The organism is Flavobacterium sp. MEB061 (assembly GCF_000834715.1).
Taxonomy (GTDB): Bacteria; Bacteroidota; Bacteroidia; order Flavobacteriales; family Flavobacteriaceae; genus Flavobacterium; species Flavobacterium pectinovorum.
The window spans coordinates 200,106-215,749 of the sequence record NZ_JXQR01000014.1 but is presented as its reverse complement, the minus strand read 5'-3'; the positions used below and the strand labels follow the sequence as shown (position 1 = coordinate 215,749).

9 protein-coding genes and 1 tRNA gene are annotated in these 15,644 nt (G+C 34.3%); 8 read left to right on the top strand and 2 right to left on the bottom strand.

All coding sequences use genetic code 11. The annotated features are described in order from the left end of the window. Positions 1 to 5 precede the first annotated feature (5 nt). The 8 genes from RT99_RS06465 to RT99_RS06430 all read left to right on the top strand — a co-directional run bounded on the left by RT99_RS06465 (position 6) and on the right by RT99_RS06430 (position 10,078). Positions 6 to 905, top strand: coding sequence for a DUF6734 family protein (locus RT99_RS06465; RefSeq protein ID WP_242607171.1), 900 nt, complete (start codon positions 6 to 8; stop codon positions 903 to 905). 59 nt (positions 906 to 964) lie between these two features. Continuing rightward, positions 965 to 2,218 (top strand): DUF4157 domain-containing protein, encoded by a 1,254-nt coding sequence (locus RT99_RS06460; RefSeq protein ID WP_242607170.1) that lies wholly within the window; start codon positions 965 to 967, stop codon positions 2,216 to 2,218. Between the two features lie 21 nt (positions 2,219 to 2,239). Continuing rightward, on the top strand, positions 2,240 to 5,815 hold the full coding sequence (locus RT99_RS06455; RefSeq protein ID WP_082036925.1) for a DUF4157 domain-containing protein: 3,576 nt from the start codon (positions 2,240 to 2,242) through the stop codon (positions 5,813 to 5,815). An 8-nt stretch (positions 5,816 to 5,823) separates the two neighbouring features. Next, entirely contained in the window at positions 5,824 to 6,270 is a 447-nt protein-coding gene (locus RT99_RS06450) for an Imm30 family immunity protein (protein WP_042563907.1), read from the top strand. A gap of 97 nt (positions 6,271 to 6,367) precedes the next feature. After that, on the top strand, positions 6,368 to 7,672 hold the full coding sequence (locus tag RT99_RS06445; protein ID WP_042563906.1) for an ATP-binding protein: 1,305 nt from the start codon (positions 6,368 to 6,370) through the stop codon (positions 7,670 to 7,672). 144 nt (positions 7,673 to 7,816) lie between these two features. Further along, complete coding sequence (locus tag RT99_RS06440; protein WP_042563905.1) at positions 7,817 to 9,343, top strand: glycosyltransferase family 39 protein; 1,527 nt, start codon at positions 7,817 to 7,819, stop codon at positions 9,341 to 9,343. Then, the gene (locus tag RT99_RS06435; protein ID WP_042563904.1) at positions 9,343 to 9,879 is read left to right on the top strand and encodes a DUF4269 domain-containing protein; all 537 of its coding nucleotides are present in this window, start codon (positions 9,343 to 9,345) and stop codon (positions 9,877 to 9,879) included. The genes RT99_RS06440 and RT99_RS06435 overlap by 1 nt, the downstream gene beginning before the upstream one ends. Positions 9,880 to 10,005: 126 nt before the next feature. Continuing rightward, positions 10,006 to 10,078, top strand: a tRNA-Met gene (locus tag RT99_RS06430). A gap of 200 nt (positions 10,079 to 10,278) precedes the next feature. On the opposite strand, the gene RT99_RS06425 is transcribed toward RT99_RS06430, so the two are convergent. Both RT99_RS06425 and RT99_RS24625 read right to left on the bottom strand, forming a co-directional pair. After that, complete coding sequence (locus tag RT99_RS06425; protein WP_042563903.1) at positions 10,279 to 11,469, bottom strand: hypothetical protein; 1,191 nt, start codon at positions 11,467 to 11,469, stop codon at positions 10,279 to 10,281. Between the two features lie 5 nt (positions 11,470 to 11,474). Continuing rightward, on the bottom strand, positions 11,475 to 15,644 hold the full coding sequence (locus RT99_RS24625) for a PAAR-like protein (RefSeq protein WP_052483590.1): 4,170 nt from the start codon (positions 15,642 to 15,644) through the stop codon (positions 11,475 to 11,477).

The following is a 15,644-nucleotide window of genomic DNA, read 5'->3' as shown; positions in this document are numbered from 1 at the left end:
TAAAGATGAGCACCGAAAATAAAACATTTATGAAAGAAGAACCAAGAATTATCTACAGTCTGGATACTTTTCCTTTACTAAATAACCGCTGGCAAGTGGGTAATAAATTGAAGGAAACCATCTATATGACGGCTTTAAGCATTTTATACAGTCATCTTTGGTACAAAGACATTGAACTTTATACTGATGAAACTGTGTATAAATTCTTGTATATGCTGCCGTGTAAAGTGACAAAAGTAAGCAATGAAAAAAATAAAGAACTCTGGATGAAATCGAAAATTCATGCTATTGAAAAACAGACAAAACCCTTTGTTCATCTCGACACAGATGTGTTTATAAAAAACAAAATCAACTTTAATTTCGAGACTGTAATACTGGAAAGAAAAGAATGCGGCTACGAAATGCATTATAAAAGACAAATTGATTTTTTTTCTCAATATACCAAACAACTACCCTATTGGCATTCTAATTTAGGACACGCTTATGGTTGTGGCATATTGGGTTTTAATGATCTCAAACTTCGCGACAATTTTGTAAACGCCTATTACGATCTGGAACAAATTTATGTGACACATCGCGAAGAATTTGCTCCCTTAAAACAACAAGGATTTGAACCCTGCATTGTTATCGAACAGTACAATCTGGCAGCGATTTTAAATTATTACAACATCACGCCAGCCTTATTGCTTAAAGGACAAAATATCACCGAACATGGCAAATATGCCAATGAATTAGGTTATAGCCATCTCTTTGGTCTTAAAAAGTACAAAAAAAACATTACAGACGAAATTGAATACCGACTGTTTAAAATTTTTCCGTATTGGTATGATCAAATAAAAATTGAATTAGAAAAACATCAAATACTGCAAAAAGAAGATGTGAATCCTAAAATTATGGTTGCTTAAAATAAGCCAATTACGAGTAAAGAAATAATTATCTGTTTTAAATTATAAAAAATGAAGCTATGAGATCTTTAGAAAACAGAAAACAGGACAAGCACTCGCCTTCTCCTTTTTTTGAACCAAAAATTCAGAAAAAATTAAAAACAGGAACGGCAGGTGATCAATTTGAAGTAGAAGCCGATAGAGTTGCAGATCAGGTAACAAACAATCGTTCTTCTGGCGGCGGACTTTTGCAATCGAAAGAAGAAATTCAGCAAAAACCCATTTCAGAAACTATTTCTTCTGTTCAGGCAAAAGATATGAAGGAAGAAAAAGAACCCGTTCAAAAAAAATCGGATAAAAAAGAGGACGAAAAACCAGTTCAGAAAAAAGGAAAGGACGAGGAAAAACCCGTTCAAAAAAAATCGGATAAAAAAGAAGACGAAAAACCTGTTCAGAAAAAAGGGAAGGACGAAGAAAAACCCGTTCAGAAAAAATCGGATAAAAAAGAAGACGAAAAACCCGTTCAGAAGAAAGGAAAGGACGAAGAAAAACCCGTTCAGGCGAAATGCGACAATTGCGAAAAAGAAGATAAAGTTCAGAAAAAAGATCAAAAAGAAGAGGAAAAACCAGTTCAGAAAAAAACAGAAAATGCAGAAAGTGACATTCAGAACAATGAATTGGAAGGAAAATTGGAAAGTTCAAAAGGAAGCGGAAATCTTTTAGACCAAAAAACAAAAAGAGAAATGGAATCAGGTTTTGGCAGCGATTTCAGTAACGTAAAAATCCATACCGATTCAAATGCCGTTCAAATGAGTCAGGAACTAGGCGCACAGGCTTTTACCAACGGAAATGATGTTTATTTTAACGAAGGAAAATACAATCCTGATTCTAAAGAAGGAAAACATTTACTGGCGCATGAATTAACACATACTGTTCAGCAAGGAAATCGAAGTAAAAATGTTCAAAAACAAAGCAATGTTGTGCAATTAGCCACAATACCATGGAATATAAACCAATGGACAACACACAAACGTGTATCAAACAACTTTAGTGTTGGCAGTGGTGGTTCTATACAAGTGAGTTCAAATTTGGGTTGGGTTGGTCCGCCCAGATGTAGTGATATAGCCAATGCAATAGAAGTTAAAATATACCGAAGTGCAGATTATTGGTTTGATAGTAATGTGCATTCTGAAACGATTTCATTATCAGGAGGAAGTACCTCGGTTTCAGATTTAAGCAGCGGCACCTATTATGTCGAAATTTACTTGGGAGGCTATAACGGAGATCCAACACATTGCAGTTTAACCGGAAACATTTCTATAACAACATCATAACGAGACTATAAAAGCTTTTCTATGTCAGCATTTAGCCAAAAATCAAAATCAAATCCTTCCAGCCCATCTGCTTTTAACTCAAGACAGGGCGACGATTTTTTTGGTGTTCAGGCAAAGCTCAACATTGGAAAATCAAATGATAAATATGAAGTTGAAGCTGATAATGTTGCTGACCAGGTAGTATCAAAAAAACAAAACAGTACTTCCGAATCTTTCTTTAGTCCATCGCCTGCTGTTCAAAAAAAATTAAATGAACCGAAAAAGGACGAAAATACTGTTCAGAAAAAATCATTAGTAGAAAATATCACTCCTGTTGTTCAGTTAAAAACAGAGAAAGAAGAAACAGTCCAAAACAAAACTGAAGTCACTAAAGCTGCCGAAAAAACTCCAAAACCAAAACCCCTTGTTCAACAAAAGAAAGCCGACGAGGAAATTCAAACCAAAGGAGAAGAAGAAATCCAGGCAAAAGAAGAAGATAATGAACTTCAGATGAGTCCGGCCGCAGCATCAGGTTCGTCTGACAGTCCTAATATTGAAAGCACTTTAAACAGTAGTAAAGGCGGAGGTTCTCCCCTTTCGGGAAAAATAAAAACCGAAATGGAATCCGGTATTGGAGCCGATTTCAGTAATGTGCGTATACACAATGACTCCACTGCTGTGCAAATGAATCAGCAATTGGGCGCACAGGCTTTTGCAACCGGAAACAATATTTATTTTAACGAAGGAAAATACAATCCCAATTCGCAGGAAGGCAAGCATTTACTGGCACACGAATTAACACATACCGTTCAGCAAGGCGCTACTATTCGCAAAAAACCACAAGAAATATCCCCTGCTCCCGAAATGATTCAGGGTTCGCTATTGTCCTTTGCGATTCCCGGTTTTATAAAAGACAACGTCAGACATATTCCGGGTTATACACTGCTTACAGTTGTAGCAGGTTATGATCCCTTGAATGATGTAAATGTCGATAGAAATGCCATCAATCTTATTGAAGGATTTATGGGATTGATTCCCTTTGGGACAGCCATATTTGATAAATTGCAGGAATATGGCATTATTGATCGTGTTTTTGATTGGGTCAACAATCGTTTGAGTGAATTGGGCCTCAGTATGGACGCGTTACTCAAACTCGTTAAAGATGCTTGGGACGAATCTTCAGTTACAACTTTCATAGATGTTGCCAGAACTAAATTTAATGAATTAGTACATCGGGTAACTACTTTCGCAACTTCGCTTGTCGATCAGGTAATTACCTGGATCAAAGAAGCCTTGATTGGTGTTGCTGAACCTCTACTGGCTGAAAACAAAGCCTGGTCATTAATCAAAAAAATAATCAAATACGATCCATTACGCGATGAAGCAGTCAATGCAACAACAGTAGAAATATTAGAAGATTTCTTAATACTGATAGACAAGCAAACAGAGCTTGAGCAAATGCGCGAGAAAGGCACGCTGCAAAAAACTGCCGACTGGCTTGACACTCAGGTTGGAACTTTCAATTCGTTATTAGGCGAGCTTCGCGGACTTATAACTTCCGCATGGGATGCTATTCAGCCTTCTAACCTAATGAATATTGCTGATAATCTTACAGCACTTGCAGCTCAGGCGGGCGGGTTCCTGCAACGTGTTTGGGATTTTGCCTCTGGCGTGGCGCTCAAAGTATTAGAACTTGTTAAAGACTCATTGTTAGGATGGCTGTCTTCACAAGCCGCAACCGTAAGAGGTTATTCTTTGATAAAAGTAATTATAGGGCGTGATCCATTTACCAATGAAACTGTCGAAAGATCGGTTCCAAATCTCATTAGAGGTTTTATGAGTTTGATGGAAGGCGGCGAAGAACAATACGCCCAAATGGTTGAATCTGGTGCAATAGCCAGAATTGCCGGCGAAATTGAAGCGGCTGTTGCTACTCTAAACATGACGCCTGCTTCAATTATTCAACTCTTTACAGATCTTTGGAATTCGTTTACCATCAACGATCTTATTAATCCTCTTGATGCTTTCATTAGAATTATCGACAAATTCGGAGAACCAATCGGCAGACTGATTGCTTTTGTGGCAGAAATTATCAGGATTGTGATTATGGCGATTCTTCAAATCATGAATTTCCCATTTGATCTTATAGGAAACATCATTACCAGAGCTTTAGAAGCAATTGATGATATTAAAAAAGACCCAATTGGTTTCTTAAAAAATATCCTTAAAGCCCTGAAACAAGGATTCATTCAGTTCTTCGACAATATTGTTACCCATTTAATCAATGGTGTAACGGGATGGCTGATGAGCGAATTAAAAGATGCCAATATTCCTGTACTTACTGATTTTACTTTAAAAGGTGTTATTACCTGGGTAATGGAAGTATTGAATATCTCAATGGAAAAAATCTGGGAAAAACTTGCGGCACATCCTCGTATAGGACCTGCAAGAGTTGCCAGAATTAGAAGCATGATTAATACGCTAGAAGGCATTTGGACATTCATTAAAGATGTTCACGAAAGAGGAATGGCTGCTATTTGGGATAAAATTCAGGAACAGCTCAGTAATTTATGGAATACCGTTCTCGACGCTGTAAAAAACTTTGTGATGGAACGCATCGTAAACCGCATAACAGCGAAGCTTTTAAGCATGTTAGACCCAACCGGAATCATGGCAATTATAAATGGGGCAATAGCTTTCTTCAACGCCATACAAAGTTTTATAAAATACCTGCGTGAAATGCTGGAAGTCGTTAACTCTTTTGTCAACGGTGTCGCAGATTTAGCCAAAGGCAATGTAACAACAGCAGCCAATTATCTGGAAAGAACCATGGGGCAAGCCATGCCAGTCGTGATAGGTTTCCTTGCCAATCAGGTTGGATTAACAGGAATTGGAGCAAGAATTAGCGAAATGATTATTTCTGTACAGCAAATGGTTGATGAAGCGCTTACGTGGCTGGTGAATAAAGCTGTTGATACGGGAATGAACATGCTGGATCGAGTTATGGGAAGAGGTGAGCCTGAAGCTGCAACTCCATCGGGACCTATTGCAGGTGCTTTGGCTGAAATTGATAGTGAAACAGAAAAAGAAAGCGATGAAGGAATTGTTACTCCTGAAGAAGCAGAGACAATTAAAAATAAGGTTAATACAGATCAGGCATCAGTCATAAATATTTCTTCGGTAACTGATGGCGGCGATACCTGGGATTATAATTATATTCAAAGAGCAATTAAAAAAGCTCCTAAGAAAAAATTATTGCCTGGTGAAGGTTCCGTCGGAAGTTTTGGCTCGTTAAAACGTTCAGGTTCAAGTGGAGATAATCTTACACCACACCATATTCCGGCAGATAGTTATATGATAACTAAAGGTGTTAGTAGAAATGATGGAATAGCAATAATGGTTGAACAACCTTCTACAGGAGGCCGACACAGAAGAACAAGAAGTTATGGAAGAGGAGCCGATTTATCAGAAACACCAAAACAGGCTTTAGATCGAGATATTGCAGATTTAAGGGGTATTTACAGGGAAGACAAACTTTATACTCCGGAAATTCAAAATGCTCTACAACAAGTAAGAAATTTAAATTTTTCGTCGCACCCAACAATTTTTAATAAATAATAATAATTATGGATAAGCTTATAAAAAAATTAGAAGAAAATAAAGCGTTACAAACAACAGAACAAGTTCAGGAATTTGAAAAAGCTCTCTCTGAACTTTCGCAAATAAAACATCCAGAATTATTAGAACACCTATTTCTTTTATTTCATGATGATGCAAAATTTGACGAATCATTGTGGGGATTACTTCATTATGTCGAGTCATTAAATCATGAACTTCAAGTTGATGCATTCTTCAAGTCTTTTCTTCAACTTTCAGAAAATGGTAAAGAATGGATTGAAACTATTTTATTTAGAATGTTGAATAATGAAAAACTTTTAAATCTATTAATTAAAAAAAGTCCATCGATGAAGAAACCTTATATCGATAAATATAAAAAAGTTCTTTCGGAAATAGGTCTTGATCCTAAATTCAAAAACAAGGTGGACTTAATATTAAAAAATATAAACAAATAGAATATAAACTAAAAATCAGGAAGTTAGAGATGAAATAATCCAAAAAAAACTCTACAACTAAATTTTATTTTCAATTGAATCACTACAGTATAAAAAGATGGAAAACGTAATCACCCACTTAAAAAACCAATTCGTATTTCAGCTTGACCAACTTTTTCAGGCCGAAAGTCCTACGGAAAAACCCGTTTTAACACAACAGGATTCTGATGGATTTATCAGCGAATTTATTATCGAAAATAACCTGAATGAAACGGATATTCTTTTACTGGTTTTGGCACTTATTCCGCATATTAAACCCGATTTTTTAAGTTCGATTATTGCCGAGTATTTACCTAACGGCGGCGAATTGCCCGAGTTTGGCGGTATAAAAACGAAAAATCACCGAGGAATCCTGCCAACCGGAGAAACAGCACAATTTTTAATTGCAGGAAATGATTTAGATGGCCGGATTTCGTTCTACAATTACTTACACAATCAGTCATTTTTATATCAAAAAAGAATTATCAAAATAGAAACTGTGCCATATGGTGAACCCAAACTAAGCGGCTTGCTGGTTTTAGAAGACGAATACATCGAAAAATTCATAACCGGAAAAATTTTAAAACCTCAGCTTAGCAGCATTTTTCCTGCCCAATTAATCGAAACCCAATTAGAATGGGAAGATCTGGTACTTAACTCCTCCACTTTAAACCAAATTAAGGAAATAGAAACCTGGCTCAAATTCAACGAAATTTTACTTCACGAATGGGATATGAAAGCCAAGATAAAACCAGGTTTCAGAGTCATGTTTCACGGTGCGCCGGGAACCGGAAAAACACTTACGGCTTCCCTACTTGGAAAATACACCAAAAGAGATGTATACCGAATTGATTTATCTACGGTGATTTCAAAATACATTGGTGAAACCGAAAAAAATCTTTCTTCTCTTTTTGACAAAGCCGCTGATAAAGAATGGATTCTCTTTTTTGATGAAGCCGACGCCGTTTTCGGAAAAAGAACAAATGTTAGGGATGCGCACGATAAATACGCTAACCAGGAAGTTTCGTATTTGCTGCAGCGTATTGAAAATCATCCCGGATTGGTAATTTTGGCTTCTAATTTTAAAACAAATATTGATACAGCTTTCACCCGACGATTTCAATCTATTATTGAGTTTGAAGTACCTTCTTATAGCGAACGCTTAAAACTTTGGGAGAATAATTTACCAAAAGGAATTAGAATTGCTGAAGATGTAAATCTTAGTGAAATTTCAAAAAAATACGACATTACTGGCGCTAATATTGTCAATATCATTCAATATGCCTGTTTGAGAACATTAGAAGATGAGAACGAAAGTATCAACCTTGATCACTTGCTTCAGGGAATTAAAAAAGAATATGCGAAAGAAGGAAAAATGATGTAAAACTACATTTAGTACAATTACAAAGCATCTAATTTGTTTGGTTTATTCGTGTAAAATTCTGGTTTTAGTTTCGGTTTAAAATAAATTATATATTAGCTAAAGAAATTAAAACCAAAAACTTTAGTCATAAAAACCAAACGCTCAATGACCAAAAAAACCATAATTTTAATCGGATTTATAATTTTAAAATTTGCTTTACAATATCTATTACTAAGCCCTGAATATGATTTGCAGCGTGACGAATACCTACATCTCGATCAGGCACATCATTTAGCCTGGGGTTATTTGTCGGTTCCACCAGTAACTTCCTGGTTTTCATATCTTATTTTTTTGCTTGGAAATTCTGTTTTTTGGGTCAAATTCTTCCCTGCCTTTTTTGGAGTTTTAACACTCATAGTCGTCTGGAAAACTATTGAAGTTCTTAAAGGAAATTTATACGCTTTACTTTTAGGCGCAACTTGTATTGTGTTTTCATCATTATTGCGAATTAATATGCTTTATCAACCCAATTCACTAGATGTTTTGTGTTGGACAGCTTTTTATTATGTTGTTATTCAATATGTCACAACCGAGGAAAAAAAATGGTTTTATATTGGTGCTGTCGTTTTTGCTTTTGGTTTTTTAAATAAATACAACATTCTTTTTCTGCTTATTGGTCTTTTCCCGGCACTATTACTTTCTGAACAAAGAAAAATATTGACTGAAAAAAAGCTTTATTCAGCCTTGATTTTAGGATTGCTATTAATTCTGCCAAATCTTTTATGGCAATACAACAATCATTTTCCTATTGTGCATCATATGAAAGAATTGGCCGAAACACAATTGGTCAATGTAGATCGTTTAGGGTTTCTTAAAGAACAATTATTATTTTTTATTGGTTCACTATTAGTGATTTTTTCATCGTTATATTCTTTGTTATTTTTCAACCCTTTTAAAAAATATAAATTTTTCTTTGCATCAATTATTTTCACACTGGCAGTCTTTTTATACTTTAAGGCAAAAGCTTATTATGCAATTGGTTTGTATCCAATTTATATTGCCTTTGGATCTGTTTTTCTTTCCGAAATTCTAAAAACAGGCTGGAAACGTTATTTACAGCTCGTATTTATCCTTATTCCGTTACTGTTGTTTATTCCGATGTACAATTTAGCTTTTCCAAATAAAAGTCCGGAATATATAGTTGGACATCCCGAGAAATATAAAAAACTGGGAATGCTTCGTTGGGAAGATGGAAAAGATCATAAATTGCCACAAGATTTTGCCGATATGTTAGGCTGGAAAGAACTTGCCCGTAAAACAGATTCTATTTATGCAAAACTTCAAAATCCCCAGAAAACCCTTGTGCTTTGTGACAATTATGGCCAGGCCGGTGCCATTAATTATTACACAAAAAAGAGAATTAAAGCTGTTTCTTTCAACGCTGATTATGTAAACTGGTTTAATCTTGATGTACAATATAAAAACCTAATCCGGATTAAGGAATTTGAGGAAAACAATAACGAATTTAAAGAAACAAGTCCTTATTTTGAAAATTCAAAAATTACAGGCGAAATTACTAATCCAAACGCCCGTGAATACAAAACCACAATTTTTGTTTTCACCAATGCTAAAATCAACATTAATAAAAGGATAGAACAGGAAATTAAAGAAGAAAAAAATTATAGTAAATAATGACAGACTTTACTAAGATAGGATATTTAAAGAATGGAAATCAAAAACAGGTTCTGGCTTATAAAATACTGACAGAATACGAAGTCTTAGCAAACATTACCGAATTTGACCCCATTTTAGTTGGAACCATTCCGATAAATATTGATATTGAAAACAGTGATCTCGATATTATTCGTTATTGTAAAAACAAGGAATACTTTATTGAAAAACTTAAGTCTTTTTTTGGAAATAAAAATGAATTCACAATTAAAGAAACAATAATTGACAATCAAGAAACAGTCATCGCAAATTTTAAAATAGAGCGTTTTGAAATTGAAATCTTTGGACAAAATATTCCCACCAAAAATCAAAACGGTTATAAACATATGATTATAGAACATGAGATTTTGCAGTCTAAAGGTGAAAAATTTAGATTAGAAATTATTAAACTCAAACAAAAAGGTTACAAAACCGAACCTGCTTTTGGTTTTTTATTAGGCTTAAAAGACAATCCATACCAAGAATTACTAAATTACAAAATTGACTCTGTCTCTTAAATCACTTTTAAAAACACACAAACACTTGTTTGTTAACAAGTTATTAAATTTAATAGCACTTAAAAAAATATTTTCAATTTTTCTTTGGATAACCGTATATACTGCTTATCTTTGCACCCGAAACATCGCGGGATAGAGCAGTAGGCAGCTCGTCGGGCTCATAACCCGAAGGTCACAGGTTCGAGTCCTGTTCCCGCTACTAAGACAAAAGCTTCAGAGAAATCTGGAGCTTTTTTTTTGGTTCAATGTCCAATATGTTTTGATTTCTCCTAATCCAATTTCCTCATTAGCATCATATGACTTGAACGCTGTAAAAAACACAAAATCCCGCACTTTACGGGATTTTGTGTTTTTACTTAAATCAAACAGAAACCAGAAGCTTATGCCTACACATTTAAATTACTCCTCACCAGGTAAAGAAATACCATCACCATCTATTTTTGCCTGTTTCCATTGCTTTTCAAACTCTGGAATATTATAATAATTTTTAAGTTTAAACTCTTTACTGTACTTGTTATCTGAATCGTTATATTCTGCAAATTTCCCCATAAAATCTACCGTTCTATACTCTTTAGCGTGGCTATAAATAAAACTATGTATTCGGGCTATTATCTCGGCTTTTTGTGAAAAAGTGAGTTCTGTCTTACTTCTATCACTTAATAACCAATCTATATAATCATATCTTACAAACTCACAAAATTGGGTTGCTTTTGCATCATCTTCACCTAGTATATTTAGCAACTGTTGGTCGAAAACTATTTTTCCATCGCATTTTTTATTGTAAATTATTTTATTTACTTCATCTATATTTTGATTAGTAAATTCTGTTTTATCAACTACCCATTTTACTAATTCTTTATCATCATAATAACCAAAAGTAGTTACGAGGCTTCTCATAAAGATGTTATCATTTAATATTAACCATTTAAAATGCGCTTGACTATCATTGAATAAATACAAATTTCGAGCAACAATGGTTTGAGCGTTTCTTTTACGTCGTTCTTTTAAATTAGGTATGTCTTTCCAATGAGGAATTTCAATTTCATTTCCTAAATCAGGCTCCTTTTTTATTATTTTTTGATTCTCAATTTCTATTAATTCGGGAAAATCATTCTGATAGTTAACTAATTCAGGTATAGCATATAAATCTGTTATGAAACTTTCTTTTTTTATAATAAAAGTGCCTGAATAAATTACTGACAATGAAAACATTGGATTCTTATCACACTTATCGTAAAAATTCACATACAAAAATAAATTGGATGAGTTAGGATCTATTATACGATTAAAAATATTATTAATACGGGTATTAAATTGAGTTAATTCTAAAAATTTAAAATTGTTATTTTTTAATTCTTGCTTTATAAGAGGAATTGTTGCTTCCAAATCTTTTTCAGTATACTTATGAGATTCAAATTCATCACCTAAAGAAGAACTTTCGCCGTCTTTCAGTTGAGAGATTAATACATTTTTCATCGTAATCTTTTTATCTAAATTATTATTATTATTAGTTCCCTTATTATTATTTGTAACTTGAGAACATCCATTATTAAAAACACAAATTATTATTATTACAACTAATTTTTTCATATATATTATTTTGTCATATTACCTGTATCTATGCTAGCTGTTTTCTCTGAAGGTGTAAATAGAGGTTCCCCAAGTTCTATTTTGGGAACGCCTGGGGGATGAAAATATTTCACATTATTTGCTCTATTTCGTAAAACGACATTTACTATTGTTCCTGAATCTTCACCTGGAACAGCCTGATTGCCTCCTAATTGTGCAAACGAACCATTTACTATCCCTACGACAATAGCAACGTGCCCAGATGATGCGGCCTTGTAAAAAACATTATCATCACTTCTTACCATAAAAGACCCATAAAATGGCGTTTCGACTTCTTCATATCCAGAATAAGAAAAAGAGGTTGCGTTTAAAGCATTTTTTCTAGGAATTTCTGGGTTTCCATTTTTTAAACAATAGTTTTGGAAAGCAGCGCACCAAGATGTAGCTTCATTATAGTCATGAGAATTTCCTTCTTTATCTTTATATGTAAAATATCCAATATCATTGAAAAATTTAGTAATCAACGGGTTACTTCCAGTTGAAAATTCTTTTGTTCCAATAAAACTTCCAGCTACTTTTACATAATTAAACATTATACTTCCTAATATTAACTCCCCGCTTTCATTGCAGCTGCCCAAAAACATACTATTTTTTCCAGGTTCGTAGTGATCCTGCATTACCACTTGTTTAATTTCTTTAATTGTTGTTTTTCCATTTGCAAAACCTCGGCGTTCTACATTTACCTGCTTAGTGTAATGCCATGCTTGTCTTTTATTTTGATATTCACCATTCTCTTTCATAAAAATATGATTTGGAGCATAGCCATATTTTGTAACCCAAGGTTCTCGTTGGATATTTTTATTTCTTTTTTCCAGGTCTGATTCAATCCCATTATCCGGGACGCTTATGCTTTCGTCAAAAACAATATAATCAGGTTCACTTCCATGTCCTACTGCATTAGGTTTTATTACCTGCAGATAAAAATCGGTAATTGTAGTTAGTCTGTCAATGTTCTTTTTTAAATATTTTTTAACATAATCAAGCTGCTCTATAAAAGTCATACCTTTTAATTTGGCATACGTGGTATCTACTGAATTTGCAGCACTTTCACTAAATTGAATAAGCCCCACAAATCCCTTACCGTTTTCTTTTGATGGAGAAAATGTATCACCAGTCTCAAGATGAAAGATAGACATTAATTCACTTGCTTTTTCAACTTTTTTACTTTCTCCCCATAGTTCTGCACATACTTCTAAAACTTTTTTTCTTTCATCGCAAGTAATTCTGGAACTCCAATAAAAATTATTCTCTTTACAAGCACAAAGTTTGCTTGTTTGAACCTCCGCCATTTCTAAATCTACTATTACAGGAACTGTACAATTTTCAATAGCCTCCTCAGTCAAAATACTTTTTTCTACAATCAAAGCTGTGTTTTTAAAACAGATGAGCTGTTTTCTCAATGCTATTTTTTCTTCTTTACTAAAAGAGCTATTGTCTTGTTTCTTAGCTTTTATACCTACGGTTTTCATATCTGGACTTCTTACTAAGCTTGCGTTGGGGTAAGGCATGTTAGCCAATTGATCATCAACAAAAAGATAGACCTCTTTTTTGTCATCGTTTGGATCTTTTACTTTTCGGCTTACTTGTATACTAAAACGTACAGGGTTGGTTTCTGCATCTGTCAGGTATTTTTCTTCGGCTGTAAAAGGAAGTTCTAATAAGCCGTCACTACCCACTTTTTCTTTATATTCCTGGATGCTTTGTAATACTGTTATGATGCCACTTTTTTCTTCCATACAATCAGAATGTACCAGACTCATAACATTCACTCTTAATTCTTCTTCCTGCATATTGACAGTATGCACCCATATTTTGTGGGTTTTAGCTTGATGTGTAAGGGTTTGCTGTACACCTTTACCGTCTTCTTTAGCAAAAAATATTGACTTTATTTTTTTTTCACTGGTTACTGCAAGTTCTTCGTTACTGTCTAATACTTCTATAAATTTTGTTCCCACTACCGGCTTGCCGTTTTTTATAGCCATATCGTCTGGCAAGGTCATTGCTCCTTGGCTTCCTGCAGGTATTTCTACTGTAAAAACCAAACTTATATTGGGGTTTGGTACTTCGGTTGTTGCAGGTAGCGCTTTTTTTATTTTTTCTTTATACTTGTCATCGGTAGTAATTTTAAACGAACCAATACCTTTGTCATTAAGAGTTATCTTTTTTTCTTCGAGCATGTATGTTGCCGGTTCCAAATAAAAAGATTCCCTTGCGCCTCTTACCCAAACTTTTATGGTGATGGATTGATTTTCTAATCCTGCAATTTCTACAAAGGCATGTGTTTCTTCTTTATAGCCTGTTTCGGTACGTTTATAACCTGTACCGTAAGCCCATAAGGCACGTTTTAATTCTGGGGTAGCTACTTTTATTTTTGTTGTTGCTTTTGTGTCAATAGTTTGTTCCCCTGTAAGATAGGCCGCTATTTCAAACTCTCCTTCGCTCTTAAAAGTAATTGTTCCGTCATTATTATTTACCACATCATTTGGCAGTTCTAAATTTATTTTTTCATCACCAATCAGCGGCATAATTCGGGCTGCCGTTTCGAATTTTACTTTTGCTCCTTTAGGTATTGATTTTGGCAAAGTAACTTTGTCTATGGAGTTCCTTATTACCTCAAAGAAAAAGCAGTCAGATCCATTAAATAAAGGTTGGTTAGCCGGTTTTCCATACCCTTCTATCGCATATTTACCAAAGTAATTGTTTCCTCCTCTGGCATCATTATACAGAATTTGATTGATAGGTTTATTGATACTTTTTTCTTTTGAAATAGCAGCGTTTTCAAAAGCTGTTAATCTTATGCCGTCTTTTTGCAAATACCATTGCATTTTGGTAGCGTTGGCAGGCAAAAATTCTACATTAAATTTGCTTACTTCTACTTTCAGGCTCTCATTATATCGCAACAGTTGGTTACAGGTTCCTTTTACCGTATTGATACCTAATGATTCTAAAACCTTTAAGGTTGTTTTTATCGGGCTTGAATCATTGGGCGATGTATAAGCTTCAATTTGGTATTCTCCAGGATTTTTGAAGGTAAAAATACCGAGTGCGCCCGTTTTTGTCTCTACTTTAATTAGATTAGATTCACTACTAATCTGGCTATTGTAAATTACAGTATTGTTATGAGTTACCCTCCAACTGGCAATTGGAGATGTTTCATAGACAGGACCAGGTGCTGATAAATTAAGTATTTTTTGTTTTTCTACTAAGGAAGCTGCTTTAAATTTTAAAGTTAAAGGAATTGGTGTGTTTTTTAACAGGGTTTTACCGGGTGCAGTAATTCCTTCAACATGGTCTTTTATGTATTCGATAAGTATTGCACATTGTTTAAATCCTGCTTTGTTTGCATAAGCTTCAATTCTATACAAACCTTCTTCCTGATCTTTAAAAAGTTTATCTAATGTAAATGCAATGTTAGCTCCAATGCCTACAAAAGTTTTTACTTTATCTTTTACCCCATCTCCTTTAAACAAAGCCCATGTTATTTTTGTAGGATCTCCTTTATAGATTGCTTTCAATTGAAGTTTCGCTTCTACAACTGGCATTGTCAAAGGCCAAATATTTGTGTTTTTAGCTTTTTCTATAAAATAATATTTACCTGTTGGTTTTTCTGCAAGCGGAGCAATAATGGTGATTTCAGAAACCGAATCTTCTTTGGTTGGATCTGAGGTTTCCCACTGAGCAGATGTGTTTTCGACGGTAAAAGCATCTGCTTCTTTTACATCAATTGTATTTACTGCTTTTTTTTGTCCGGTGGTAGCAAATTCAATGTTGCCAGCTGTACCATAGCCGGGGCAGGTGCCTGTAGATATATCCAGCAGTATTTTCATACTTTTGTCAAAATCTGCATTTTTATAATAGTCTTTGTATTTGATGCTGCATTTTGCCTTGCACGGCATTGGCTTTTTGCTTTTGTCCGGAAGATAACAATCACCAAAACCTTCTCCGTTATTAAAGTTTTCTGCTTTATCATCAAGGTTGGTAGCAATTGGTTTTTCCTGAGCAAAATATTTGTTCCCTTTTAATTTTTTAGTCTGACTTTTTACTACTAAGGGCACTGCAGTAGCCTTGCTATTATTAGCAACAGAATTAGAGCAAAAGCATTTAGCCCCTTCTACTATTATTTCTCCTTTTGCCAT

Excerpts from the sequence above, each read along its gene's own strand:
- RT99_RS06465 (WP_242607171.1), top strand. The coding sequence starts at position 6 with ATGAGCACCGAAAATAAAACATTTATGAAAGAAGAACCAAGAATTATC.
- RT99_RS06460 (WP_242607170.1), top strand. The coding sequence starts at position 965 with ATGAGATCTTTAGAAAACAGAAAACAGGACAAGCACTCGCCTTCTCCT.
- RT99_RS06455 (WP_082036925.1), top strand. The coding sequence starts at position 2,240 with ATGTCAGCATTTAGCCAAAAATCAAAATCAAATCCTTCCAGCCCATCT.
- RT99_RS06450 (WP_042563907.1), top strand. The coding sequence starts at position 5,824 with ATGGATAAGCTTATAAAAAAATTAGAAGAAAATAAAGCGTTACAAACA.
- RT99_RS06445 (WP_042563906.1), top strand. The coding sequence starts at position 6,368 with ATGGAAAACGTAATCACCCACTTAAAAAACCAATTCGTATTTCAGCTT.
- RT99_RS06440 (WP_042563905.1), top strand. The coding sequence starts at position 7,817 with ATGACCAAAAAAACCATAATTTTAATCGGATTTATAATTTTAAAATTT.
- RT99_RS06435 (WP_042563904.1), top strand. The coding sequence starts at position 9,343 with ATGACAGACTTTACTAAGATAGGATATTTAAAGAATGGAAATCAAAAA.
- RT99_RS06425 (WP_042563903.1), bottom strand. The coding sequence starts at position 11,469 with ATGAAAAAATTAGTTGTAATAATAATAATTTGTGTTTTTAATAATGGA.
- RT99_RS24625 (WP_052483590.1), bottom strand. The coding sequence starts at position 15,644 with ATGGCAAAAGGAGAAATAATAGTAGAAGGGGCTAAATGCTTTTGCTCT.